General features: G+C 62.0%; 23 protein-coding genes. 13 read left to right on the forward strand and 10 right to left on the reverse strand.

The annotated features are described in order from the left end of the window. Nucleotides 1-53: 53 nt before the first annotated feature. On the reverse strand, nt 54-1,202 hold the full coding sequence (locus HU722_RS11940) for an aldose epimerase family protein (RefSeq protein ID WP_065876234.1): 1,149 nt from the start codon (nt 1,200-1,202) through the stop codon (nt 54-56). 136 nt (nt 1,203-1,338) lie between these two features. Between HU722_RS11940 and HU722_RS11945 the strand changes: the two genes are divergently transcribed. After that, nucleotides 1,339-2,106, forward strand: a complete 768-nt coding sequence (locus tag HU722_RS11945) for an SDR family NAD(P)-dependent oxidoreductase (RefSeq protein WP_065876233.1) — start codon at nt 1,339-1,341, stop codon at nt 2,104-2,106. Nucleotides 2,107-2,240: 134 nt separating this feature from the next. Here the strand turns inward: HU722_RS11945 and HU722_RS11950 are convergent, their stop codons facing one another. Next, nucleotides 2,241-2,837, reverse strand: a complete 597-nt coding sequence (locus tag HU722_RS11950; RefSeq protein WP_065876232.1) for a glutathione S-transferase family protein — start codon at nt 2,835-2,837, stop codon at nt 2,241-2,243. 80 nt (nt 2,838-2,917) lie between these two features. Next, a complete protein-coding gene (locus HU722_RS11955) occupies nt 2,918-3,916 on the reverse strand; it encodes an AraC family transcriptional regulator (protein ID WP_065881492.1) in 999 nt (332 codons plus the stop codon). Between the two features lie 65 nt (nt 3,917-3,981). Between HU722_RS11955 and HU722_RS11960 the strand changes: the two genes are divergently transcribed. Together HU722_RS11960 and yghU are read left to right on the forward strand one after the other, a co-directional pair. Further along, nucleotides 3,982-5,205 carry an MFS transporter gene (locus HU722_RS11960; RefSeq protein ID WP_065889380.1) on the forward strand — a complete coding sequence of 408 codons (1,224 nt, stop codon included), beginning with the start codon at nt 3,982-3,984 and terminating at the stop codon, nt 5,203-5,205. A 103-nt stretch (nt 5,206-5,308) separates the two neighbouring features. Then, a complete protein-coding gene (yghU, locus tag HU722_RS11965; RefSeq protein ID WP_065876230.1) occupies nt 5,309-6,142 on the forward strand; it encodes a glutathione-dependent disulfide-bond oxidoreductase in 834 nt (277 codons plus the stop codon). Between the two features lie 114 nt (nt 6,143-6,256). Here the strand turns inward: yghU and HU722_RS11970 are convergent, their stop codons facing one another. Genes HU722_RS11970 through HU722_RS11980 form a run of 3 tightly spaced genes read right to left on the reverse strand, consistent with a single transcriptional unit; the run spans nt 6,257 to nt 8,998 of the window. Further along, nucleotides 6,257-7,183, reverse strand: coding sequence for a sugar ABC transporter substrate-binding protein (locus HU722_RS11970; protein ID WP_186753040.1), 927 nt, complete (start codon nt 7,181-7,183; stop codon nt 6,257-6,259). A gap of 19 nt (nt 7,184-7,202) precedes the next feature. Continuing rightward, nucleotides 7,203-7,982 (reverse strand): TIM barrel protein, encoded by a 780-nt coding sequence (locus HU722_RS11975; RefSeq protein ID WP_065876228.1) that lies wholly within the window; start codon nt 7,980-7,982, stop codon nt 7,203-7,205. Continuing rightward, nucleotides 7,979-8,998, reverse strand: a complete 1,020-nt coding sequence (locus HU722_RS11980) for a Gfo/Idh/MocA family oxidoreductase (RefSeq protein WP_065889382.1) — start codon at nt 8,996-8,998, stop codon at nt 7,979-7,981. Before HU722_RS11980 ends, HU722_RS11975 begins: the two co-directional genes overlap by 4 nt. Before the next feature lie 185 nt (nt 8,999-9,183). Here HU722_RS11980 and HU722_RS11985 point away from each other — a divergent pair, with 185 nt between their 5' ends. Continuing rightward, entirely contained in the window at nt 9,184-11,145 is a 1,962-nt protein-coding gene (locus HU722_RS11985) for a sigma-54 interaction domain-containing protein (RefSeq protein ID WP_186753039.1), read from the forward strand. Between the two features lie 13 nt (nt 11,146-11,158). On the opposite strand, the gene rtcR is transcribed toward HU722_RS11985, so the two are convergent. Next, nucleotides 11,159-12,739, reverse strand: coding sequence for an RNA repair transcriptional activator RtcR (rtcR, locus tag HU722_RS11990; protein ID WP_186753038.1), 1,581 nt, complete (start codon nt 12,737-12,739; stop codon nt 11,159-11,161). Between the two features lie 213 nt (nt 12,740-12,952). On the opposite strand from rtcR, the gene HU722_RS11995 reads away from it, so the two are divergent. Genes HU722_RS11995 through rtcA form a run of 3 tightly spaced genes read left to right on the forward strand, consistent with a single transcriptional unit; the run spans nt 12,953 to nt 16,015 of the window. Continuing rightward, nucleotides 12,953-14,179: an RtcB family protein gene (locus HU722_RS11995; RefSeq protein WP_065876224.1), complete on the forward strand. Its 1,227-nt coding sequence runs from the start codon at nt 12,953-12,955 to the stop codon at nt 14,177-14,179. 13 nt (nt 14,180-14,192) lie between these two features. After that, nucleotides 14,193-14,981 (forward strand): nucleotidyltransferase domain-containing protein, encoded by a 789-nt coding sequence (locus tag HU722_RS12000; RefSeq protein ID WP_186753037.1) that lies wholly within the window; start codon nt 14,193-14,195, stop codon nt 14,979-14,981. A gap of 8 nt (nt 14,982-14,989) precedes the next feature. Further along, on the forward strand, nt 14,990-16,015 hold the full coding sequence (gene rtcA / locus HU722_RS12005) for an RNA 3'-terminal phosphate cyclase (protein WP_186753036.1): 1,026 nt from the start codon (nt 14,990-14,992) through the stop codon (nt 16,013-16,015). Here rtcA and HU722_RS12010 read toward each other — a convergent pair. Then, the gene (locus HU722_RS12010) at nt 16,012-17,055 is read right to left on the reverse strand and encodes a substrate-binding domain-containing protein (RefSeq protein WP_065881422.1); all 1,044 of its coding nucleotides are present in this window, start codon (nt 17,053-17,055) and stop codon (nt 16,012-16,014) included. The genes rtcA and HU722_RS12010 overlap by 4 nt on opposite strands. Before the next feature lie 162 nt (nt 17,056-17,217). Between HU722_RS12010 and HU722_RS12015 the strand changes: the two genes are divergently transcribed. From HU722_RS12015 to HU722_RS12030, 4 genes are read left to right on the forward strand one after another with little or no spacing between them, the layout of a single operon-like run. After that, on the forward strand, nt 17,218-18,312 hold the full coding sequence (locus tag HU722_RS12015) for a fatty acid desaturase family protein (RefSeq protein ID WP_065876220.1): 1,095 nt from the start codon (nt 17,218-17,220) through the stop codon (nt 18,310-18,312). A gap of 28 nt (nt 18,313-18,340) precedes the next feature. Beyond that, nucleotides 18,341-18,661 carry a MocE family 2Fe-2S type ferredoxin gene (locus HU722_RS12020; RefSeq protein ID WP_032888397.1) on the forward strand — a complete coding sequence of 107 codons (321 nt, stop codon included), beginning with the start codon at nt 18,341-18,343 and terminating at the stop codon, nt 18,659-18,661. A gap of 2 nt (nt 18,662-18,663) precedes the next feature. Next, a complete protein-coding gene (locus tag HU722_RS12025) occupies nt 18,664-19,863 on the forward strand; it encodes an NAD(P)/FAD-dependent oxidoreductase (RefSeq protein ID WP_186753035.1) in 1,200 nt (399 codons plus the stop codon). Between the two features lies 1 nt (nt 19,864). After that, nucleotides 19,865-20,680, forward strand: coding sequence for a sugar phosphate isomerase/epimerase family protein (locus tag HU722_RS12030; RefSeq protein ID WP_065881418.1), 816 nt, complete (start codon nt 19,865-19,867; stop codon nt 20,678-20,680). Nucleotides 20,681-20,753: 73 nt separating this feature from the next. Here HU722_RS12030 and HU722_RS12035 read toward each other — a convergent pair whose 3' ends face one another. Further along, nucleotides 20,754-21,626 (reverse strand): undecaprenyl-diphosphate phosphatase, encoded by an 873-nt coding sequence (locus tag HU722_RS12035; RefSeq protein WP_065876217.1) that lies wholly within the window; start codon nt 21,624-21,626, stop codon nt 20,754-20,756. A 180-nt stretch (nt 21,627-21,806) separates the two neighbouring features. On the opposite strand from HU722_RS12035, the gene HU722_RS12040 reads away from it, so the two are divergent. Beyond that, nucleotides 21,807-22,313, forward strand: a complete 507-nt coding sequence (locus HU722_RS12040; protein WP_065881414.1) for a GNAT family N-acetyltransferase — start codon at nt 21,807-21,809, stop codon at nt 22,311-22,313. An 80-nt stretch (nt 22,314-22,393) separates the two neighbouring features. Then, nucleotides 22,394-22,660, forward strand: a complete 267-nt coding sequence (locus HU722_RS12045) for a hypothetical protein (protein ID WP_065876215.1) — start codon at nt 22,394-22,396, stop codon at nt 22,658-22,660. A 5-nt stretch (nt 22,661-22,665) separates the two neighbouring features. Here the strand turns inward: HU722_RS12045 and HU722_RS12050 are convergent, their stop codons facing one another. Further along, complete coding sequence (locus HU722_RS12050) at nt 22,666-23,601, reverse strand: GlxA family transcriptional regulator (protein ID WP_065876214.1); 936 nt, start codon at nt 23,599-23,601, stop codon at nt 22,666-22,668. Nucleotides 23,602-23,713: the final 112 nt, after the last annotated feature.

Below are 23,713 nucleotides of genomic sequence, written 5' to 3' on the forward strand. Positions count from 1 at the left end.
CCAAATGTGGGAGCTGGCTTGCCTGCGATAGCGGTAAGCCAGCTCCCACAGTTTTAATCGGCGGAGAACTTGAAGACGGTGTTCTGGGTGTAGGTCTGCCCTGGATTCAGGCGGGTTGATGCAAACTTCGGCTGATTAGGCGCATCCGGAAAATGCTGGGTCTCCAACGTGAAACCGCTCCAGTGCAGATACGTCTTCCCAGCCTTGCCCTTCACCGAACCATCGAGGAAGTTGCTGGTATAGAACTGCACACCGGGCTCTGTGGTGTAGAGCTGCAACCGCCGACCCGACTCAGGATCATGCACCTCGGCAGCCAACTGTTTCACGTCACCCTTGGTATCGAGTGCCCAGTTGAAGTCAAACCCGCCCTGTTTCGGCTCGGCGAATTTGAGCTGTGGATGATCCTCCTTGATGTGCTGACCGATCGGCGTCGGTTTCAGGAAGTCCATCGGCGTGCCTTTCACCGGCGCGACTTCGCCGGTTGGAATCAAGGTGGCGTTCACCGGCGTGTAATGGCTGGCATGCAAGGTCGCCACCTGCTTGAGAATGTCACCATTCCCCGCACCGGCGAGGTTGAAATAGCTGTGGTTGGTAAGGTTGAGCACCGTGGGTTTGTCGGTGGTGGCCTTGTAGTCGATGTGCAGTTCGTTTTTCTCGTTGAGGCTGTAGGTGACCTCGGTTTTCAGGTTGCCGGGAAAGCCCATTTCACCGTCCTTGGACAGGTAGGTGAGGGTCACGCCGACCGAGTCCTTGCCCTTGACCTGTGCGGCCTTCCACACCTGTTTGTCGAAGCCCTGGGCGCCGCCATGCAGTGAGTTGGGACCATCGTTGAGCGGCACCTGGAAGCGCTTGCCGTCGAGCTCAAAGGCACCGCCGGCCAAGCGGTTGCCGAAGCGCCCGATGGTCGCGCCGAAAAACGCCGTGCCGGCCTGGTAGCCTTGCACGTCGTCAAAGCCCAGCACCACGTCGTCGATCTTGCCGGTTTTGTCCGGCACTTTCAGCGACTGCAACACGCCGCCGTAGGTGATCACCGTGGCTTGCATGCCATGGCTGTTGCGCAAGATGTACTGCTCGACGGCGGTGCCGTCGTTGGTTTTACCGAAAGGCTTGTGTTCACTGGAGAGGCCTGCGGCGTGGGCGCCGCCACTGGCGATCAATACGGACATGGCGAGACCTGACAGCAGATAACGAGGGTGCTTCATGGTCGAACTTCCTTTTGTTGTTTTGAGTGGAATAGTTCTACTAATAGCGATATTTTGTCGGTAGGACAGCGAATTTATAGCCTTAAAAGCCGTTTTTGCAAAATAAAATAAGACTAATTGAGCGAGGCAAGATGTTATGAGTACTCAACACGCCGTGTATCCCGACCTTGAAGGCAAAACCGTCCTGATCTCCGGAGGGGCCTCAGGGATCGGCGAATTCATGGTGCGGGCCTTCGCCGCCCAGGGCGCCAAGGTGGGCTTTGTCGACCGCGCGCAAAGCCAGGGCGAACGCCTCGCGGCGCTGCTCAGTTCCCGCGGGCACACGGTGGAGTTCGTGAACTGCGACATCACCGACGAGATTGCCTACAAAGCCGCCATCGCTCGTTTCGAACACTCGCTGGGGCCGATCACCGTGCTGGTAAACAACGCCGCCAATGACGTGCGTCACACCCTGGAAGAAGTCGACTCGGAAATGTTCGACAGGCTGATCTCCGTCAACCTCAAACACGCTTTCTTCGCAGCCAAGGCTGTGGTGCCCATGATGAAAAGCGCCGGTAGCGGCTCGATCATCAACCTCGGCTCGGTCGGCTGGATGATGGCGTCCGCCGGCTACCCGGTGTACGCCGCCAGCAAGGCCGCCGCCCACGGCATGACCCGCGCGTTGGCTCGCGAACTGGGGCCGAGTCGCATCCGCGTGAATACGCTGGTGCCGGGTTGGGTGATGACAGAGAAACAACTGGCGATGTGGGTCGACGATGCCGCCAGGGAACTGATCAGCCGCAGCCAATGCTTGCCGGGCAGTGTGCTGCCTGAACACATCGCCAATATGGCGTTGTTTCTTGCTTCCGATGCGTCGGCGATGTGTTCGGCACAGAACTTTATTGTGGATGGCGGCTGGGTCTAGGCACACGGACCTGAGGACGAAGGAGAGCAATGTGGGAGCTGGCTTGCCTGCGAAGGCGGTGTGTCAGCGACTACAGCGCTGAATGACACACTGCTATCTCAGGCAAGCCAGCTCCCACAGTTGAACGGCGGTGTTTATTCGATCGGGTACTTCTTGAAAACCGGGTGCTGCTCCAGGCGCTCGGCGTGGCGCTTCAAGTTGGGAAACGCATCCGCCTCAACCACCGACGCCACGGTGAACTGGCTGAACGACCAGGCCACCGCCGCTGTAATCGAAGCCTGAGTCAGCGCCTCGCTGTCGGCCAGTTGCTTGTCCAGCAGCGAATAAGCCGCCAGCAATTGCCCGCTGACACGCTCAAGCCAAGGCTCATGCAGCTTCTCGGCCGGGCGCAGGTTGTGCTCATACACGATCTGCACGCTCTTCTCACAGGCCGCCAGCGCCAGCCCAAGTACATGCAAGTCATGGGCGCGCGCGGCGGGCTGCTGGGGCAGCAGCTTCTTGTCAGCCGGGGCGAGGGTTTCCAGATAGTCCAGGATCAGGCTGGAATCCATCAGCACCGTGCCATCGTCCAGCACCAGGGTCGGGGCCTTGACCACCGGGTTGATCTGCGCGAATTCGTTGAAGGTGCGAAACACCGACAGCGGTTCATGCACGAAATCCACGCCGTACAGCTCCAGGGAAATCGCCACGCGGCGTACGTAAGGCGAGTCCAGCATGCCGATCAGTTTCATGAAGCCTCCATTGCTTGCTAGGTGGTGAGCTCAAGAGAGTAAGGGCGCGGGATCAGCCTGCGCAATGGCTTGGCGCTGGTTTATGCCGGGCTTCGGGCGCCCTGGCGGCTGGCGCCAGGCGGCTGGCCGGTGATGCGCTTGAATGCGCGACTGAAAGCTGCCTGGGAGGTATAGCCCAGGCGCAGCGCCACTTCTTCGATGGGCAATCGCTCAAGCGTCAACCATTGGCTGGCCAGGCGCATGCGCAATTGCGTCACGTAGCGCAGCGGCGGAAGACCCAGGGTGGCCTGGAAGCGTTCGGCGAACACCGAGCGGGAGGTATGACTGCGCGCGGCCAACTCGGCCACGCTCCAATCGCGGCCTGGTTGCTGATGCAGGGCAAGCAAGGCACCGGCCAGCCGTGCGTCGCGCAACGCTGCCACCAGCCCCGATGCATTGCCGCAGGCGCATTCCACCCAACCCCGCACGATCATGGCGGCCACCACATCGGCCAGGCGCGCGAGGATGCCCGAATAGCCAACGCGAGCACTGGCGACTTCGCGCTCCATCACCGCCAGGATCGGCATCAGGCCGGGGTAACGCTGGCCCTTGGTGTCGATCAGCATCAAGGCCGGCATGAGGCTGCCGAGCCCCTGGATACTGCCGAGTTCGAATTCCATGCAGGCGCTGAACAGCAACGTGCTGGGGGGCGTGTCGGGCGATGCATCCACGGCGCAGACGGTATCGCCCAGCGGGGTGGCGTCAAATCCATTGATGTCCTGCACAGCGACATCCGCCGTGGACAACAGCGCATGTGCGCCGCCGTGGGAGATGAACACGGCATTGCCCGCCGACAATTCAAACAGGTTGCCGTCGTCGGTGCGCAGGGTGGCCACACCTGCGGCGAGGAAGTGGAAGTAGGCGTGCCCGGGTTTGGCGTCGAAGCCCATGCCGAAGCGGGGTCCGGCTTGGATGCGCTGGTACTGCACCCCGCGCAGGCGCATGCCGCGCAGCAGCTCATCGATAAGGTCGGAGGACAGATTGAACGGGGCCGGTGCAGTCATGTTCGGGGTTTCGGTCAAAAACTCAAGGGTTTGCATCATAGATCATCCGGGTTGGCGAACCTAGACTGGCGGTCGCGCTAATTTCCTGAGGATGTCGTGTAATGAATGATTGTGTAGCTCAAGCCTCTATCTGTTCCAAGGCGGAGCCCGCTACCCCGGCCTGGATGGCGGTGTTTTCCCTGGCCATGGGGGTATTCGGGTTGTTGACGGCAGAATACCTGCCGGCCAGCCTGTTGACGCCGATGGCGATGGACCTTGGGGTGTCGGAGGCCCTGGCTGGTCAGGCAGTAACCGTGACGGCGGTGGTGGCGTTGTTCGCTGGCTTGCTGGTGCCCGGCCTGACGCGCGGGATCGACCGGCGCGTGGTGCTGCTGGGGTTTTCCATGCTGATGATTGCGTCCAACCTGTTGGTGGCGCTTTCTTCGAGCCTGGCGGTGCTGCTGTTGATGCGCATCCTGCTGGGCGTCGCCCTGGGCGGTTTCTGGAGTATGGCGGCAGCAGTGGCGATGCGCCTGGTGCCGGCGGCGTTGCTGCCCCGTGCGCTGTCGATCATCTTCAGTGGCATTGCGGTGGGCACGGTGGTTGCCGTGCCGCTGGGCAGCTACCTCGGCGATGTGTATGGCTGGCGCAGTGCGTTTGTGGCTGCGGCCGCCGTTGGCGTGGTGACACTGGCGTTCCAGCTGTTCACGCTGCCACGCCTGGCCCCCACTGGCAGTGCACGCCTGCGCACGGTATTGGATGTGCTGCTGCGCCCTGGCATCGCCATCGGCATGTTTGCCTGCGTATTGGTACACACCGCGCACTTCGCGCTGTTCACTTACATTCGGCCATTCCTGGAAAGCACCACGGGCGTGCAGACTCAAGGGCTGGCCTTGATGCTGCTGGGGTTCGGCGCCGCAAACTTCATCGGCACGCTGCTGGCCGGTTGGCTGCTGGTGCGCTATCCGCTCGGCACATTGGTGCTGATGCCGGTATTGGTCGGCGTCGCGGCGCTCGCCCTGGTGCTGGTGCCTGCCTCTCTGCCAGGCCAGGCGCTGCTGCTGGCGCTGTGGGGCATGGCCTTTGGCGGGGTGCCCGTGGCCTGGTCGAACTGGGTGGCTCGCGCCGTGCCGGATCAAGCTGAAAGTGCGGGTGGCATGGTAGTGGCTTCGGTGCAGTCAGCCATCGCGGCGGGGGCGGCCGGTGGGGGGGCGATGTTCAGTGTCAGCGGCATTGCCGGTGTGTTTCTCGGCGCCGGTGTGCTGATGTTGTTGGCAGCCTTGTTGATTGCGCTGCGGGTACACGTGCCGCGTGATGGCGCCGCTGGCGTACCGTTGCATCTTTAAACCGACCTTGCAGATTGGCCGGCATTCACGGTGTGACGCGCCATCAACCTTTGGTTTAGTCTGGGGCGCTTCGCTGATCGCAAACGCCTCTGGAGCAGTAAGCATGACCGATTACGTACCCCCGAAAGTCTGGACCTGGGACACCGAAAATGGCGGCACCTTCGCCAGCATCAACCGACCCATCGCCGGCGCGACCCATGATCAGCAACTGCCGGTGGGAGAGCACCCGCTGCAGGTGTACTCCCTGGCCACGCCTAACGGTCAGAAGGTCACCATCCTGCTCGAAGAATTACTGGCCCTGGGGCACAGCGGGGCAGAATACGATGCCTGGCTGATCAAGATCGGCGACGGCGACCAGTTCGGCAGCGGCTTTGTCGGGGTCAATCCCAACTCCAAGATCCCGGCATTGCTGGACCGCAGCGGCGCCACGCCGATTCGTGTGTTTGAATCTGGTGCGATTTTGCAGTACCTGGCAGAAAAGTTCGGCGCATTCTTCCCGACTGAGCCTGCGGCGCGTGCGGAATGCTTGTCGTGGTTGTTCTGGCAGATGGGCAGTGCGCCTTACCTGGGCGGTGGTTTCGGGCATTTCTATGCGTACGCGCCAAGCAAAATGGAGTACGCGATCAATCGGTTTGCCATGGAGACCAAGCGACAGCTGGATGTATTGGATCAGCGCCTGGCGGTGAGTGAATACATTGCCGGGGATGAGTACACCATCGCCGATATCGCGATCTGGCCTTGGTATGGCGGGTTGGTAAAAGGCCGTTTGTATGGCGCGGCGGAGTTTTTGGCGGTGCATGAGTACACGCATGTGTTGCGCTGGGCGGATGCGATTGAAGCGCGGCCGGCGGTGCAGCGGGGGCGTAGGGTGAACCGGGTATCCGGCGAGCCTGCGGAGCAGTTGGCCGAGCGCCACTCTGCAAGCGACCTGGATTAAAACTGTGGGAGCGGGCTTGCTCGCGAATGCGGTGTGTCAGTCAACAGATTCATTGGCTGATCCACCGCATTCGCGAGCAAGCCCGCTCCCACATTTGGATTTGTGTACCCAAGTTTATTTGTAGCGCTGCTCAAACACCGCCACCTGTTCCGGCTTGATTAGCTCAAACGGCACCCACACTTCCGATTCAATCGGCTCGCCCTTGATCATCCGGATCGCCGCCTGCACCGCTTGGGTTGCCTGGGCTTTCGGGTCCTGAAACACCGACGCCGTCAGCAAGCCACGCTTGATCGCCGCCAGGCCATCGGGCAAGCCGTCGATGCCGATAATCGCCACCTCGCCCTTGGCTTTGCCGGCTTGCTGCAACGCCATGGCTGCGCCAATCGCCATTTCATCGTTGTTGGCGACGATCGCATCGAACTGTGTACCCGCCAGTAACCAGTTGCTGGTCAAGTCCATGCCCTTGCTGCGTTGCCATTCGGCGCTTTGCTGCTCCACCACCTTGATGCCGGGAAAGTCCTTGAGCACCTGTTTGGCGCCCTCGGTGCGGTCATGGGTGGCGTTTTGCGCAAGGTCACCCATGATGATCGCCACGTTGCCCTTGCCGCCAAGTTTTTCCGCGAGGTAGCGCATCTGCAATTGCCCGGCCTCGATGTCGTTGGAGGCCACGGTGACGACGCCCTTGGGCAGCGTGCGTTCATCCGGGTGGCGGTTGACGTACACCAGTGGCGTCTTCGCGGCGGTGGCTGCGCGGGTGATGTTGGCGGTGGCGGCGGTATCCACCGGCAGCACGATCACCGCGTCGACTTTCTGGTTGAGAAAGCCTTCGACCTGGTTGAGCTGGCGCACCACGTCGCCCTGGGCGTCTTCGAACTGGATCTGCACGTCCTGCTGTTGGGCGGCGGTTTCGAGGCCGGTGCGCACGTAGGTCATGAAGTTGTCGTCGACCCGGGCAATGCTCACGCCGATACGGTAAGCGGCGAACGTCCATTGGCTGAACAGCAGTAACAGCGTGGCAACGAACAACGAATAGCGGTTCATAAGGGTGATCCTTTTATTGTTATAGGGTGAATGCTTGGCGGAAACGCTCCAAGGCCAGTTCGCTGTCGCCGCTGGCCCAGCCTTCCAGTCCGACCACGCCGCTGTAGCCCATGGCGTGCAACGCCCTGGCAATGGCCGGGTAGTGGATTTCTCCCGTGCCGGGTTCCTGGCGGCCCGGCACGTCGGCGACCTGGATTTCACCGATGGCGCTACCGGCGCGCTGGATCAATTCGATCAGGTTTCCTTCGCCGATCTGCGCGTGGTACAGGTCCAGGTTCATCTTCAGGTGTGGGCTGCCCACGGCTTCGATCAGCGCCAGGGTGTCGTCGGCGCGGGCGAATGGGGTGCCGGGGTGATCGACGTCGGTGTTGAGGTTTTCCAGCAGGAACACGCGGCCGGCGTCTTCGCCCAGGCGGGCGATTTTTTCCAGGGTTTTGCAGGCGCTCAGCCACATGCGCGCGGTGGTCCGGGACACCGGCTGCACGGGCAGGCCGCCGTCACCCAGGCCGGTGCCGTGCAGGTTGAGGCTGGGGCAGTTCAATTGCTCGGCTACCCTCAAGGATTCGCGGGCGCTGTCGAGCAATTGGCGGATGCCGTCGGGGTCGGTGAGGGTGCCGGTGATGTAGCCGGTCATCGAGGTGAAATCGGCACCGGTGGCGGCGAGGGCATTGATGTCCTTGTCGGTCCAGTTCCAGATCTCGGCGCTGAACCCCAGCGCGTGAATACGCTGTACGCGCTCGATAAAGGGCAGGTCGAGAAACACCATCTCGGCACTGACCGCCAGTGTGAACGGGATCATCGCTGGGCTCCCTGCACGGCGACGGCCTTGCCCGTTTCGAACGACTCGATGCAGGCGCGCGCAATCGCCAGGGCCGCGCGCGCATCTTCGCCGCTGGCCAGGGGCTTGGCGCCGCTGCGCAGGCAGTCGACGAAGTGGTTGAGCTCGGCAATGTAGGCGTCGCGCAGCAGGTCAGTGTCCAGGCGTAGAGTGTCGGCCTGGATGCCTTGGGCCAGGTAGCGCACCAGGTCGGATTCAGTGACGCTGCCCATGCTCAGCATGCCTGCGCTGCCGAACACTTCGCCGCGCACATCGTAGCCATACACGGCCTGGAAGTTGGCCTCGGCGGTGGCAATCGCGCCATTGTCGAAGCGGATCGTGACCACGGCGGTGTCGAGGAAACCTTTGCTTTTGTATTCCGGAGCGATCAGGGCGTCGGCCATTACGTACACCTGTACCGCTTCGGCGCCGGGGTTGAGGTAGCGCAGGGTGTCGAAGTCGTGGATCAGGGTTTCCAGGAAAATCACCCATTGCGGTGAAGCGGCCGGGTTGTTCAATGCCGGGTCGCGGGTCAGCGAGCGCAACAGTTGCGGCGTGCCGATACGGCCGGCGACGACGTCGAGGTGGGCAGTACGGAAGCTTTTGGCGAAACGCCGGTTGAAGCCGACCTGCAAGGGCACCCGCGCATCGGCTGCGGCGGCGATGGCGCGGTCGGCTTCGTCCAGGGTGATGGCCATCGGTTTTTCGCAGAAGATGCCTTTGCCGGCGCGCGCGGCGCTGATCACCAGTTCGGCGTGGCTGCGCGCGGGGGCGGCGATGAGTACGCCGTCGATATCCGGGTCGTCGAGCAGTTGTTGCGGGTCGGTGTAGACCTTGGCTACCCCCAGTTCAGCGGCAAGGCGGGCGGCTTGGCCCGGAGTCGGGTCGGCAATGGCGGCCAGGCTGGCACCGGGGATGTGTCGCGCAGCCGTGAGTCCGTGGAAGCTGCCCATGCGACCAGCCCCGATCAAGCCAAGGCGGATGTTCTGTGTACTCATGAAATAAACCCCTTTTTATTATTGGCCTCAGGACAGTCCTGATGGGCGAAAAGGTAGGAGCAAGGGCTGTGCCAATTCATAACTTGCTGATATTTATGAATTTATAAATGCATATAAACAAAAAGTGTTCATTCTGATGACATGTCTATACTGACATGTCAAAAACATGAACACGGATGCCCCCAATGACCATGACGTTCAGCGTGCAAGACCTCGACTACCTGACGGCCTTGGGGCCTGCCGCGCTGAATGACGGACCTGTGTCCGCGCTGGAGCAGGCGTGGCGGGAGTGCCTGGCCGGCCGGGTCGAGCGCCCTGGCGACGTCCGGCAAGTCATCTGGGATTCCTGGCGGCGCAGCGTCGAGGCCGGTATCGATCCCGATGACAGCGGGTATCGCTTCGTGGCGCCCCGCGACCTTGATGCCACCCTGGCAACTCACCGCGTGCTGATCGCTACCGCCGCGCAAGTCATGCACGGCTTGCTGGCCTACAACCCGCGCGGCCATATCAACCTCACTGATGCCGACGGCACCACCCTGTATTTCTGCGGGCTGGACATCACCCCGGTGGGCAGCCGCCTGCTGGAATCCGTGCAAGGCACCAACTGCACCGGGTTGGCCCTGGCCGAAGATCGCCTGGTGTATGTGCTGGCCGAGGAAAATTTTGGTCGTGGCCTGCGCCAGCGCCGCATGCACTGCGCCGCCGCGCCGATCAAGAATGCCCAGGGTGAAACCCTGGCGATGCTGACACTCACCGCCGAGCCCGGCTGGTTTCACTTTCATACCCTCGGCACCGTGCAGGCGGCGGCCGAAGCCGTATCACGGCAGATGGCCCTGCAAGGCCTGCTGGAAGAACAGCAAACCGTCCTCGAAGTGCTCAACGAAGGCCTGGTGGTGCTGGACGCGCGCGGCTGCATCAAGGCGCTCAACCGCTATGCCCGGCAATTGTTCCGGGTGGGGCTGGAGCTGATCGGTCGCCCGTTCCAGCACCTGGGCCGCAGTGAGTTGGGTGATGCGACGGGGGAGCCTGTGCGCGACCTGGATTGCACCTTTCATCTGCACGACCGCAGCCAGCTCGCTTGCCTGGTTTCAGTCTGCCCGCTGGAGCAGGGCGGGGTGATCGTATCGGTGCGCGAGAACCGCCGTATCCGCGAAATTACCCGGCGCATTATCAGCACCCAGGCCCGCTACACCTTTGAAACTATCCAAGGCCACTCGCGCGCTATCCAGGACGCGCTGCACCTGGGCCGCATCGCCAGTCGCAGTGAGTCCACCACCTTGATCCTCGGCGAAAGCGGTACCGGCAAAGAGCTGTTTGCCCAAGCGATCCATAACGGCAGCGACCGTTGCACTGGGCCCTTTGTGGCGGTCAACTGCGGCGCCATCCCGCGAGACCTGGTGCAAAGCGAGCTATTCGGGCATGTCGAAGGCGCGTTCACCGGCTCAGCCCGTGGCGGCTCAGCGGGCAAGTTCGAACTGGCGGAGGGCGGCACTATCTTCCTGGATGAGATTGGCGACATGTCTTTCGATGCCCAGGTCAGCCTGTTGCGGGTGTTGCAGGAGGGTGAAATCACCCGCGTGGGGGCGAAGAGTTCGCGCCAAGTGAACGTGCGCATCATCGCCGCCACCAATCGCAATTTGAGCCAGGCGGTGGCAGAGGGCGCGTTTCGCGAAGACCTCTACTACCGCCTCAACGTGTTGAACCTGACCGTGCCGCCACTGCGCATGCGCCGCGACGATATACCGCTGCTGGCGCGGCACTTTCTTGCCCGCTGCGCGCGTTCACTGCGTAAATCGGTGCAGGGTTTTTCCCCGGACGCCATGGCGCTGCTCTCGGCCTACGGCTGGCCGGGTAATGTGCGGGAGTTGGAAAACAGCATTGAACGGGCAACCAACCTGGCGACGGGTGAACTGATCCAGCCTGTCGACCTGCCCTTGGAAAGCAAGCCGCGCGCAACGCTGCGCACTGACGAAGCGCAACCGCCCCAGAACCTGAGCAGCCATGAAATGCACGCCATCGTCGCCGCGCTCGAAAGCACCCGCGGCAACATCCGCCTGGCCGCCCGGCAGCTAAACGTGTCGCGGGGCGGGTTGTATAACAAGATGAGCCGGTTCGGCCTGAATGCCACGGATTTTCGTGGCGGCTGACCGCGTCGCAGGGCTAGGGCTTCAACTGCTTCCAGTCAATCGCAAAGCGCGCCAGGTATTTACGCAGGCGATCCGCATCGTTGGGCTGGGCCTTGGCCTGGCGGGATACACCGAACAAGCGGCGGCCGGCGTCGGATAGGCTATCGGATTGCAGGCACACCTCGATGACGGCCTTGAGTTGCAACTGGTCGAACAGGTCCAGGTCGGCGGGCAGCAGGGTGTGTGGCTCGGACAGCCCCCAGGCGTAGCGCAGGCGTTGGATTTCTTCTTCGGCCTGGGCCTCATCGATACGTCCGCTGTCGGCCAGGGTCGCCATGCGCGTGATCGACGCAGACAGCTCGCGAAAGTTACCCTGCCACGCCGCTTCGCTGGAACAGGCGAACGCCAGGTAGCGGCGGCGCGCTTCGAGGTTGAAGCGCACGCGGCGGCCTTGCTCGCGGGCGTGGCGCTCCAGCTCGAAATCGATATTGGGCTCGATGTCTTCGCGCCTCCCCGCCAAGCCCGGCAGATCAAAGGTCCACAGGTTGATGCGCGCGTACAGGTCTTCGCGGAACAGCCCTTCGGCCACGCGCCCGCGCAGGTCGCGATGGGTGCCGGCGATGATCAGGAAGTCACTGGCCACTTCGCGGTCGGCGCCCATGGGGTAGAAGCGCTTTTCTTCGATGGCTTTAAGCAGCATCGCTTGTTCATCAGGGCCCAGTTCGCCGATTTCATCAAGGAACAACATGCCGCCATCCGCCGCGCGCAGCAGGCCGTCGCGCGCGTTTTGTGCGCCGGTGAAGGCGCCCTTGGTATGCCCGAACAACGCCGACATAGCACCATCGCCGCGCAGCGTGGCGCAGTTGACTTCCACGAAGCGCCCTTGCACTTGATGGCGGCTGCGCTTGAGTTCGTAGATGCGGCGGGCGAGGAACGACTTGCCCGCGCCCGTGGGGCCGATCAGCAGCATCGGCGCCGTGGAGCGCACGGCCACGCGTTCGATCTGCTCGATGGAGGCATTGAACGCGCTGTTGCGTGTGGCGATCCCCGACTTGAGAAACGCCAGGCCTTCCAGGCGCTGGTGGGCGAAGCGTGAGGCGATGCGGTCGTAGCGTGACAGGTCGAGATCGATCAGGGTGTGTGTGCCCGTGGCGGGCGCGGTGTCGTCAAGGCGGCGGCTGGGCGCGGTCTGGATCAACCGAGCGGGCAGGTTGCGCGCCTCGGTCAGCAGGAACCAGCAAATCTGCGCCACGTGCGTACCGGTCGTGATGTGGACCAGGTAGTCCTCGTGTTCGGTGTCGAAGCGGTAGTCGGTGGTGAAGTCGTGCAGCGCGCCGTAGACCTCTTCGAAATCCCAGGGGTCGTTCAGCGGCATGGGGTGCAGGCGCACCTCGGTGTGGGGCGAGATCTGCTGGACATCGGCGCGCAGCCGCTCGGCGAGGCTGACGTCCCGGGCGTCGATGTCGTGGATCAGCTCCAGGCGATCAATCTGCAGGGTGTCCTGCTGGCACAGGCCGACGCTGGGGCGCCAGTGGTTCCAGCGGTTGGCACCTTTGCCGACGCGATCCAGTTTGGAGCCGATAAACCCGATGGCGACGGTGCGCTTGTGTTTCATGGGTAGACCAAAATATAAGTAACGATATGTGAGGATATGAAGTTGACGATCGGCTTGTCATGGTTTTTTTAGGTGTGAGTTATCATTTGTTAAAAATAACGATATAAAACAATTAGATAAGTATTTTTAGAACGGCTTTTAAAAAACTGGCACGCCCGCTGCTATGTCTCTATCAACGCCGCAGCGCCGGCTTTCAAAAAAAGAATCGAGATCATGCAAGAGAAAACCTACCAACTGCTGGAAGTCGCCGACGGCAAGCCGATCAAACTCTGGACCCAGGGCGTGCCCGTCGAGCCCGAGGCCCGCCAGCAACTGATGAATACCGCCAAGATGCCGTTTATCTTCAAGCACCTCGCGGTGATGCCGGATGTGCACTTGGGCAAGGGTTCGACCATCGGCAGCGTGATCCCTACCGTGGGCGCAATCATCCCGGCAGCGGTGGGCGTGGATATTGGCTGCGGCATGATCGCCGCGCGTACCACGCTGACCGCCAGCGACTTGCCCGACAACCTCCACGGCCTGCGTTGCGCCATCGAGGCCGCCGTACCCCATGGCCGCACTCGCAGCCGTAAAGGCCGCGACAAAGGGGCATGGGAAGACGTGCCGGCCCAGGCCGATCAGGCATGGACGGCGTTGCATCCGCGCTTCAAGGCGATCACTGACAAGTACCCGCAACTGGAACGCAGTAACAACCGCCAGCACCTCGGCACCCTGGGCGGCGGCAACCACTTTGTCGAGGTGTGCCTGGATGAAGCCAACCGTGTCTGGTTCATGTTGCACAGCGGTTCGCGTGGCGTGGGTAACGCCATCGGCAACCTGTTTATCCAGTTGGCCCAGGCGGACATGCAGCAACACCTGGCGAATTTGCCGGACCGCGACCTGGCGTATTTCGAAGAGGGCAGCCAGCACTTCGATGACTACGTGGAAGCGGTGGGCTGGGCTCAGGATTTCGCCCGGCAGAACCGCGAGTTGATGATGCGCGCGGTGGTCCAGGCCACACGCCAAGTGATCAGCAAACCGTTTGAAGTGGCGCTGGAAGCGGTGAACTGTCATCACAACTACGTGCAAAAAGAGCGGCATTTTGGCGAAGACATCCTGGTGACGCGCAAGGGCGCGGTGTCGGCGAAGAAGGGCGAGCTGGGGATTATTCCGGGCTCCATGGGCGCCAAAAGCTTCATCGTGCGTGGACTGGGCAACGAAGAGTCGTTCTGCTCGTGCAGCCACGGCGCCGGCCGCACCATGAGCCGTACCAAGGCGAAGAACACCTTCACCCTGGCCGACCAGATCCGCGCAACAGCCCATGTGGAGTGCCGCAAGGACGCCGATGTGATCGATGAAATTCCGATGGCCTACAAGGACATCGACCAAGTCATGCACGCCCAGCGCGAGCTGGTGGAAGTGCTTCACACCTTGCGTCAAGTGGTGTGCGTCAAAGGATAAGAGGGGAATAGAGATGGAAAGGGAAGAACGCCACCCATTGAGCGACGCCATGCGCGCGCGGGTGCTTCAGGAGTTGGAGCGCATAGAGCGCGAGCGCAATGTGACGGTGCTGTATGCCTGCGAATCCGGCAGCCGGGCCTGGGGTTTTGCCTCCACCGACAGCGACTACGACGTGCGTTTTGTCTACGTGGAAAAACCTGATTGGTTCATGCAGGTGGATACGCCGCGCGACGTGATCGAACGGCCGTTGGATGACGAGTTGGACGTGAGCGGCTGGGAGTTGCGCAAGACCTTGGGCCTGTTGCGCAAATCCAACCCCACGCTGCTGGAATGGCTTGATTCGCCGCTGGTGTATCGCCAGGAGACCGCGGCCACGGCGCAATTGCATGCCCTGGCCGAGGCGTTCTACAGCCCGCCGGCGGCGCGCAATCATTACCTGTCGATGGCCAAGAAGAACTTTCGCGGCTATCTGCAAGGCGACACGGTGCGGTTCAAGAAGTACTTCTACGTACTGCGACCGTTGTTGGCAGTGCGTTGGATCGACCTGGGGCTGGGGCGGCCGCCGATGACCTTCGCCGATTTGTTGAGCACAGTGGATGACGCACAACTGCTCGATGAGGTCGCAACCCTGCTGGTGTTGAAACGCAATGCCGGGGAAGCGGCCTACGGGCCACGGCGCCCGGCATTGCACGCCTACATACAGCGTGAACTGGAACGCGAAGTGCCGGTATTGCCACGCACCCATGAAGACTCCCAACAACTGGACCACTACCTGCGGGACACGGTCAAACGCTTTGCTTAAGGATAGATATGAAACAGGACCTCATTGAACTCGACGGCGCCATCGGCGGTGGCCAGGTACTGCGCAGCGGGCTCAGCCTGTCGATGGTGACCGGGTTGACCCTGCGCATCAAAAACATCCGCGCCAAGCGCAGTCGGCCAGGCTTGATGCGTCAACACCTGACCGCCGTGCTGGCGGCGGCGCAGGTCTGTGGTGCCAAGGTGCAAGGTGCTGAACTGGGCTCGCAAACACTGGTGTTCGAACCCGGGCCGATTCAAGGGGGCGAATACCGGTTTTCAATTGGCACAGCCGGCAGTTGCACCCTAGTGCTGCAGACCTTGTTGCCGGCATTGCTGCGCGCACCCACGGCCAGCCGCGTGACGATCTGCGGCGGCACCCATAACCCGCTGGCACCGCCGGTGGACTTTCTGCAGCGCGCCTGGCTTCCATTGTTGCAGCGTATGGGCGCGCGCATCGAATTGAGCCTGAACCGCTACGGGTTTGTACCGGCTGGCGGTGGTGAGTTAGAGGCGTTTATCCAACCCAGCGAGCTGATGCCGCTGCAGTTGATGCAGCGCGGAAAACTGCTCGCAGCCCGCGCGGTAACCCTTAACGCAGGGTTGCCCGCCCAAGTGAGCGAGCGCCAGTTCAAGCGCGTGCGCCAGCGTCTATCGTTTGCGGACACGCAACTGTTCCCGGTCGAGATTGACCCGGAACAGGGCCCAGGCAACGTGCTGATGCTGGAGTTCGTCCACGAGCATGTCACCGAACTATTCAGTGCCTTTGGCATGGCCAAGGTGCGCGCCGAAACGGTGGCCGACCAGGCTATCGACCAGGCCAGTGAGTGGCGAGGCACCGACACGGCAGTAGGCGAACACCTGGCCGATCAGTTGCTGTTGCCAATGGCACTGGCGGGTGGTGGCCGTTTCACCACGTCGCACATGAGCGAGCATTTGCACAGCAACATGCTGGTGATCCAGCGCTTCCTGCCCGTGGTGATCGAGAGTCACATTCTGGAGGCGGGCGGCTTGAAGGTCGAGTGCCGAGCGCGCTAGAGATTCTCCGACGTCACAATCTGCGGCGGTATATGCACCCGATGCCGCACCGGATCGAACCCCTCGGCGCTCTGCAATTCCACCATCAACGCCACCAATGCCACGGCCGTCCGCCCCGGCTGCGAGTCCATCACCACATCAATCAAACCCTGGCTCAGCGCTTGGCGCGACAGCTCGGTCGATTCCTGCAAAATGCAACACAACGTCGGCCGTTTGGGCAGTTGGGCCAGGGCGCTGATGATGCCATCACCGCCGCCGCCCACCACGCACAGCCCGCGCAGGTCACTGTGACGGCTGATCAGGTCGAGGGTGGCTTCTTCGGTGATGTCGCAGTTATCCAGGTTGATCAGCGGCTCCAACGGCTTGAGCCCCGGCGCGTGCTCGGCCAGGTAGCTGTGCAGGCCTTCGACCCGCGCCTGGTGGCCGAGAAAACGATGGCCGCCGAGCAAGATCCCCACGCTGCCTTTGCGTGCGCCGCAGGTGCGGGCGAGCAACCAGCCCATGGTGCGGCCGACCACGTGGTTGTCCTGGCCCACATAGGGCTCCTCGGCGTTTTCGTGGATATCCGAAAGCAGGGCGACCACCGGCACGCCGGCTGCGCGGATCTGCGTCAGGCAGGCGTTGATCAGTGGGTGGGCAAAACTGACCACCGCGAGGCCATCGCACTGCACGGCCAACTGTTCGATTTGCGCGACGATGGCGCTGGGCGTGCGATCGATGATGTATTCGAACTGGCATGTGAGGTTGGCACCGGCATGCTGCTCGGCTGCATCGCTGATGGCACGGGCCAGGTTGGCGTAGAACGCCTGGGCGGTGCCCAGCAACAGGATGCCTAGGCGGTAGGTCGGGCGCCGTTCGCGAATGCGCTGGCCAATCAGCCGCGCGGCAAAGTAACCCACGGCTTCGGCGGCCTGGAACACCTGTTCGGCTGTGTCAGGATTGACCGGCGCACGGGCATTCAATACCCGGTCGACGGTGGCCACACTCAGCCCGGCCTGGGCGGCGACGGTGGCAATGGTTGGGCGTTTATTGTTGTTCATGACAAGCCCCTTGAGCGTCTTGATAGAAAACTATCAAGCTCCGCTGGGCCTGGATGATAGCTTGATAGGGAATGGATTCAAGGCCTTGAGGGTGATTTAGGCGTTCTCTATCGTGGGTTTCACAAAGCACCTGAAACCACCCGCTTGCGGAGAACAATAACAATGCCTGAACACACCGCTCATCCCGCCCGCCGCGACTACAGCCTCACCGGCCCCGAAGCCGCCCGCGCTTTTGATAAAGGCCTGGTCTCGGCCAGTTGGTACCAGTCGCCCGTCTCGCGTAAACGCATGAAAGAACTGATGCAGCGCCGCGACGGCCCGGCCTTGCTCGACACCGCCATCTGGATGACCGCGCTGTTCGCCACTGGCTTTGGCGGCTATTGGTTCTGGGGCACCTGGGCCTGCGTGCCGTTTTTCCTGGCCTATGGCGTGCTGTACGGCACCGCGTCTAACCCGCGCTGGCACGAAACCGGCCATGGCACGGCGTTCAAAACCCGTTGGATGAACGACGTGCTGTACCAGGTTGCAAGCTTCATGTGCATCTTCGAGCCCCATGTGTGGCGCTGGAGCCATGCCCGTCACCACACCGACACCATCGTCGTCGGCCGCGATCCGGAGATTGTCGAGCCGCGCCCACCGCGCTTCTCGATGATGTTCTTGAGCCTGTTCAATTTGCCCCTGGCCTGGAAGACATTCAGCGGCGTGGCGCGCCATGCCATTGGCCGGATGAGTGCCCAGGAGGCAGACTTTATCCCCGAATCCGAATGGCCCAAGGTGTTCCGCGCGGCGCGAATCTGGGTCGGCATCTACGCCGTGGTGATCGGCACCGCCTTGTACCTGCACAGCTGGCTGCCGCTGATGCTGATTGGCCTGCCGAGTATCTACGGTGCCTGGCTGGGCTATGTTTTCGGCCTCACTCAACACGTGGGCCTGGCCGAGGACGTGCTCGACCACCGCAGCAACTGCCGCACCATTTATATGAACCGTGTGCTGCGCTTTATCTACATGGACATGAACTACCACCTCGAACACCACATGTACCCGATGGTGCCGTATCACGCCCTGGCGCAATTGCACGAAGAAATACGCGGCGACTGCCCGCCGCCGTACGCGAATATTTTCGAGGCGTACAAGGAAATCCTGCCGACCATCTGGAAGCAGCGCAGTGATCCAAACTATTTCATCCAGCGCCCGATACACCCGCGAACCGAACCGGCGGCCAATGCCCCGGTGCATGCAGAAGCCGCTGCCGGCTGAACTCCCTCCAAGAACAAGAGAAAACGCCATGAACGATCAATGGATCGACGTCTGCGCCGTGGGCGAAATAGACGAAGAAGACGTGCTGCGCTTCGACCATGGGCCGCACACCTACGCGGTGTACCGCTCGGCCGACAATGAATTTTTCGCCACCGCGGGTCTGTGCACCCACGAAAAAATTCACCTGGCCGACGGCCTGGTGATGGACCACATCATCGAGTGCCCCAAGCACAACGGGCGCTTCGATTACCGCACCGGCAAGGCCATGGGCGCGCCGGTGTGCGTCAACCTCAAGACCTACCCGGTGCGGGTCGAAGCGGGGCGGGTATTGCTCGCCGTCACGGCTTGATGATGAACGAGGCTCTGATTATCGTCGGCGCCGGCCATGCCGGTGGCCGTGCGGCGCTGACCTTGCGCGAAGAAGGTTATACCGGGCGGCTGATACTGATCGGCGATGAGCCGCACCTGCCCTACGAGCGGCCGCCGCTGTCCAAAGGCCTGTTGCAGGGCACAGCGGATTTGGCCGGGTGCAGCCTGTGCGACAGCGCGCGGCTGGCCGAACTGGACATTGAGCATATCGCCTGTAATCCGGTGACTCGCTTGGAGCCGCAACACCATCGCCTGCAACTCGCCGACGGCCAGTGGCTGCCGTATGCCGGTCTGCTGTTGGCCACTGGCGGCAGGGCACGACGATTGCCTCAGGCGCAGGCCAATGTGCTTTACCTGCGCACCCACGATGAGGCGCTGGCCTTGCGCAGTGTCCTGAACCCCGGCACGCGGCTGATGGTGGTGGGTGGCGGGTTTATCGGGCTGGAAGTGGCGGCGACAGCACGCGGCCTGGGTTGTGAGGTGACGGTGCTGGAAGCCGGACCGCGCCTGGCGGGCCGGGTGTTGCCGGCGGTTATCTCCCAAGCGTTGCTGGATTTGCATCGTCGCCAAGGGGTGGATGTGCGTTTGAACGTGGCGCTGGAATCCATCCAGGCCGACGCCGTGCTGTTGGTGGACGGGCAGCGGTTGCCCTGCGACTGGGTGGTGGTCGGCATCGGCATGCAGCCCAACATCGAACTGGCCGCATTGGCAGGGTTGGAAGTAGGGCAGGGCATTCGTGTCGATGCGTACCTGTGCACCAGCGCGCCGAACATTTATGCAGCCGGCGACGTGTGTGAGTTTGAGCGCGACGGCCTTTATCAGCGTCAAGAAACCTGGCGCAACGCCGAAGCCCAGGGGCGGCATGCGGCGCTGAATATGTTGGGGCGCAATGTGCCGTTCGAGACACTCCCCGGCTTCTGGTCCGATCAGTACGATTGGGGTGTGCAGACCGTGGGTGTGATCACGCCGCTTACGGTCAGTCGGCCATTGCCGGGCGGCGGCTTGCTGCTGTTCTACCTGGATGCCGAGCATCATCTGCACGGTGCGTGCGGTTGGGCGCCGGGCAACAGCGTGGCCAAGGACATCAAGCTGTGCGAACGCCTGATCACAGCACGCGTTGCGCTCAATACGACCAGCCTGGCCGACCCCGAACTGTCCCTCAAACACATCCTGCGAGGCTGATATGCGCCAATTCCTGGTGTTCCAATCCCTGTGGGCCATGCAAACCGAGCCCGGCCCCCTCGAAGCCCAGCTCGAGCGCATCAAAGCCGCCGGTTTCGACGGCATCACCGACCATTACTTCAAGCCCGCCGACGTTTCACGCCTGCACGCCGCCGCCACGGCCAGGGGCTTGCAGATCGAAGGCCAGCTGTTTCCGCAATCGGTGGATGATCTGGCGGCGGCACTGGACGTAATCAGCCGCTACGGCTGCCACCACCTCACCCTGCAAGCCGACGTGCGCCCGCGCACCCAAGCCGAGGCCGCGCGGTTGGTCGAAGGCTGGCAGCGCTTGGCCGAGCAGGTGGACTTTCCTGTGCTGCTGGAAACCCATCGTTATCGGCTCACCAATGATCTGTTGTTCACCCTCGACCTGCTGGCACAGATGCCCGATTTGAAGCTGCTGGCCGACCTGTCCCACTACGTGGTTGGGCGTGAGTTGCCGGAGCCAGGGGCCGATGAAGATGATGAACAGATCCGCACGATATTGCGCCACAGCTGGGGCTTCCATGGTCGCGTGGCCAGCAGTGAACAGGTGCAGGTGTCGCTGGACTTTCCCCAGCATCAAGGCTGGGTACAGCGTTTTACCCAGTGGTGGCGCTACGGGATCGAAGACTGGCTGGCCCGGCCCGATACGCCGCAAAGCCTGAGCTTCACCTGCGAATTGGGCCCGCCGCCCTATGCGATCACCGGCGCGGATGGGCGTGAGATCAGTGATCGCTGGGCGGAAGCGCTGAAGCTGCAGGCGCTGATTCGGCAGGTGTGGCAGAGCTGTCAGTGATGACCTTGGACCCGGTGTTCAAGACAAAGCAGCTCCCAGATTAGATTTGTGTTGGTTTTAAGATAGCGTCAGTTCAACTCAACAACCCGGTACTCACCGCCACAATCAGGAACATCCCCAGCAGCGCGCGATAAATCACGAACGGCCAGGTGGAGAATCGCTCCAAAAACTTCATCAGGCCCCAGATCGCAAAAAACGCCGAGACGCTCGCCACCACCAAACCAAAGATCAAATGCGGCCAGGCATGGGCCGGCATATCGGCGTGCAGCAGCACCCACAGTTCTTTCAAACCGGCGAGGGCGATGGCGGGCAGGCCCAACAGGAAAGAAAAGCGCGCCGCTTCCTCACGTTTGAAGTTGAGAAACAGTGCCGCCGTCAGCGTGGAGCCGGAGCGCGACACCCCTGGAATCAACGCGCCAATCTGCGCCACTCCCACGATCAACGCATCCCGCAGGCGCATTTCACTCACCTCCCGGGTGTGGCGTGCACGGACTTCCGCCACCGCCATCAGAATCGCCATGACCACACAGGAAATCCCGATCACCATCAGCCCACGCAACGGCGAGTTGCAGGCATTCAAGGTCGAAGACAGCGCCAGGCCGGCGATGCCGATAGGAAGGGTCGCCAGCACTATTGCCACCGCCAGCTTGAACCACCGGTCGTTGTAGTCACCCCGGCGCACCGCGCTGATGCTGCCGGTGGTCACTTGGCGTACATCGCGCCAGAAATAACTGACCACCGCGGCCAGTGCCGCCAACTGCATGGCTGCGGAAAACGCCGAGCCGGGGTCTTGCCAGCCGAGCAGGGCGGGTACTACGCGCATATGGGCGGTGGACGACACCGGCAGCAGTTCAGTAATGCCCTGGATCACGCCCAGGATGAAGATCTGCAGGTAGTCCAGGGAGGCAAAACCTACATCCAGGCCGGCGGTACAGACGTTTGTCAAAATACATGTCCTTGAAAAAGAGCGGCAATTTCGCGGAGTTTATTCGAAATGTTTCAAGGTTTCGGAAGGGGCAACACCTTTTTGCATTCGGTTCAGCAAGTAGAAAGGTTGGCCACGCTATTGGACCTGTGCCCAGGTTTTGTGAACAATGGCGCCCTGCGTTTTTTCAATGAGGGTCCCATGCCTGAAACCACCGTCGAATTGATCCAGACCGGCCCTGAAGAAGCCGAGCTGATCCGCAATCTCTACCAGTATTACGCCTATGAGTCCTCGGACTGGGAACAGGAAGATGTCGAGGCGGACGGCCGTTTCTACATTCACGACGAACACCTGGCCCGCTATTGGCAAGACCCGCAATGGAGCGCCAACCTGCTGCTGGTCGATGGCTACATAGCCGGCTTCCTGCTGATCGAAGGCAGCGAACTGCCGGGTATCGACGCTCTGGAACTGGCTGACCTGTTCATCCTCAAGCGCTATCGGCGCAAAGGCATCGGCCGCGCCATCGCCAGCCAGGTGCTGTGCAGCGGCGAGGCGGATTGGCTGGTGCGCTTTTACGACCAGGATGAAGTGTCCCAGGCGTTCTGGCGCACGGTGCTGGACAACCTGCCGCGCCCGGTACAGGCGATTGAGTTGGCGGATGATCCGCAGTTGGTGAGTTACCTGGTGACACGCGCGGTGTTGCACTAAGCGCGAGGTTGAACTTAACGCAGGGGGGCGCCTCAGAGGCTTGTCGGCCGCTGGGGCCCTGAATTTCACAAGGATGCGAAATGAACACGTCTTCTCTGTTCAAACACCTGCTTGGCGCTGCGGTGCTGCTGGCCTTGGGCGGTTGCCTGACGATGTCGGGCGATTACAAGGTCACCGCAGTGGACGCCAACGGCGCCCCGGTCAAAATGGTTTTCACCACCCGTGGCAGCGGCATCTACTCCGTGCGTAACGCGTTCTGCCTGAACTACCCCAAGGGCACGGTGACCATCCGCGACCTGAACACCGGGGAAGAACTCAGCAGCGAAAGCCCTTACCACTGCCGCTAGACGCTCTAGCTCCTGAACAACGCCTGCTGCATCGCCTGCGGCGGCTGCCCGAACGCCCTGAGAAACGCCTGGCGCATGCGTTCGCGGTCACCAAACCCGGTCTCACGGGCCACCACTTCCACGGGATGACGACTGGTTTCCATCATCGCCCGTGCGGCCTCTACCCGCAGGGACTCGATCGCCTTGGCCGGCGTTTGCCCGGTTTCTTCGCGAAACACCCGGCTGAACTGGCGTGGGCTCAGCCGGGCAACATCGGCCAGGGCTTCCACCGAGAGATCATGGGTCAGGTTCTCACGGGCATAGGCCAGGGCCAGTTGTACGCGGTCTGACTTGGGGTCCAGTTCCAACAGTGCCGACAACTGCGATTGTTCACTGCCCCGACGTTGGGCGATCACCAGCTTGCGTGCAATGCGCCGCGCGAGGTCGCTGCCCAGGTCGTTCTCCACCATTGCCAACGCCAAGTCCACCCCGGCGCTCATGCCGGCGCCGGTCCATACCTGGCCGTCGACGACGAACAACTTGTCTTCTTCCAGGTGGATATCCGGGTAGCGCTTGCGAAAGGCCGGCGCGTGAATCCAATGGGTGGTGGTGCGCTTGCCCTCCAGCAAGCCGGCTTCTGCCAGCACGAAGATGCCCATGCACAACGAGGCGACGCGTCGCGATTGGGCTGAGGCGGCCTTGACCAGTTCCAGCAGGTTCGCTTCCGGCAGGCGAAACTCCAGGTAGCCGCTGACGATAAGCGTGTCGTAGCCCTGCGGCCGTATCGGCATGGTGTTCACCGAGAATCCCTGGGAGGTCATCACCGCGCCGCCACTTTCCGACACCAGGTGAAACTCATAGGCCGGCTCGCCGCGCAGCAGGTTTGCACACTCGAACACCGAGCCCAGGCTGAGGCTCAAGGATTGGAAGTTCGGGTAAACCATCAGCGCAACGCTGTGCATCGCATGTCTCCAGAAGCGTGGGAGGGGGGATTGTCGGTGGCTGCCGGAAAAACGGCAACCGACTTTGCCGCATGTCCGGAATCCTTGCGGATCTGACATTGTGCGCGTTTTA

The organism is Pseudomonas tritici (assembly GCF_014268275.3).
GTDB classification, from domain to species: domain Bacteria; phylum Pseudomonadota; class Gammaproteobacteria; order Pseudomonadales; family Pseudomonadaceae; genus Aquipseudomonas; species Aquipseudomonas tritici.

What these genes read in the sequence shown, in the direction of transcription:
- HU722_RS11960 (WP_065889380.1), top strand. Translation starts at nt 3,982, where the DNA reads ATGAATGATTGTGTAGCTCAAGCCTCTATCTGTTCCAAGGCGGAGCCC.
- HU722_RS12010 (WP_065881422.1), bottom strand. Translation starts at nt 17,055, where the DNA reads ATGAACAACAATAAACGCCCAACCATTGCCACCGTCGCCGCCCAGGCC.
- HU722_RS12020 (WP_032888397.1), top strand. Translation starts at nt 18,341, where the DNA reads ATGAACGATCAATGGATCGACGTCTGCGCCGTGGGCGAAATAGACGAA.
- HU722_RS11975 (WP_065876228.1), bottom strand. Translation starts at nt 7,982, where the DNA reads ATGATCCCGTTCACACTGGCGGTCAGTGCCGAGATGGTGTTTCTCGAC.
- HU722_RS11970 (WP_186753040.1), bottom strand. Translation starts at nt 7,183, where the DNA reads ATGAACCGCTATTCGTTGTTCGTTGCCACGCTGTTACTGCTGTTCAGC.
- rtcR (WP_186753038.1), bottom strand. Translation starts at nt 12,739, where the DNA reads ATGAAACACAAGCGCACCGTCGCCATCGGGTTTATCGGCTCCAAACTG.
- HU722_RS12030 (WP_065881418.1), top strand. Translation starts at nt 19,865, where the DNA reads ATGCGCCAATTCCTGGTGTTCCAATCCCTGTGGGCCATGCAAACCGAG.
- HU722_RS11985 (WP_186753039.1), top strand. Translation starts at nt 9,184, where the DNA reads ATGACCATGACGTTCAGCGTGCAAGACCTCGACTACCTGACGGCCTTG.
- rtcA (WP_186753036.1), top strand. Translation starts at nt 14,990, where the DNA reads ATGAAACAGGACCTCATTGAACTCGACGGCGCCATCGGCGGTGGCCAG.
- HU722_RS12015 (WP_065876220.1), top strand. Translation starts at nt 17,218, where the DNA reads ATGCCTGAACACACCGCTCATCCCGCCCGCCGCGACTACAGCCTCACC.
- HU722_RS11945 (WP_065876233.1), top strand. Translation starts at nt 1,339, where the DNA reads ATGAGTACTCAACACGCCGTGTATCCCGACCTTGAAGGCAAAACCGTC.
- HU722_RS12045 (WP_065876215.1), top strand. Translation starts at nt 22,394, where the DNA reads ATGAACACGTCTTCTCTGTTCAAACACCTGCTTGGCGCTGCGGTGCTG.
- HU722_RS11940 (WP_065876234.1), bottom strand. Translation starts at nt 1,202, where the DNA reads ATGAAGCACCCTCGTTATCTGCTGTCAGGTCTCGCCATGTCCGTATTG.
- HU722_RS11955 (WP_065881492.1), bottom strand. Translation starts at nt 3,916, where the DNA reads ATGCAAACCCTTGAGTTTTTGACCGAAACCCCGAACATGACTGCACCG.
- HU722_RS11950 (WP_065876232.1), bottom strand. Translation starts at nt 2,837, where the DNA reads ATGAAACTGATCGGCATGCTGGACTCGCCTTACGTACGCCGCGTGGCG.
- yghU (WP_065876230.1), top strand. Translation starts at nt 5,309, where the DNA reads ATGACCGATTACGTACCCCCGAAAGTCTGGACCTGGGACACCGAAAAT.
- HU722_RS11995 (WP_065876224.1), top strand. Translation starts at nt 12,953, where the DNA reads ATGCAAGAGAAAACCTACCAACTGCTGGAAGTCGCCGACGGCAAGCCG.
- HU722_RS12025 (WP_186753035.1), top strand. Translation starts at nt 18,664, where the DNA reads ATGAACGAGGCTCTGATTATCGTCGGCGCCGGCCATGCCGGTGGCCGT.
- HU722_RS12050 (WP_065876214.1), bottom strand. Translation starts at nt 23,601, where the DNA reads ATGCACAGCGTTGCGCTGATGGTTTACCCGAACTTCCAATCCTTGAGC.
- HU722_RS12040 (WP_065881414.1), top strand. Translation starts at nt 21,807, where the DNA reads ATGCCTGAAACCACCGTCGAATTGATCCAGACCGGCCCTGAAGAAGCC.
- HU722_RS12000 (WP_186753037.1), top strand. Translation starts at nt 14,193, where the DNA reads ATGGAAAGGGAAGAACGCCACCCATTGAGCGACGCCATGCGCGCGCGG.
- HU722_RS11980 (WP_065889382.1), bottom strand. Translation starts at nt 8,998, where the DNA reads ATGAGTACACAGAACATCCGCCTTGGCTTGATCGGGGCTGGTCGCATG.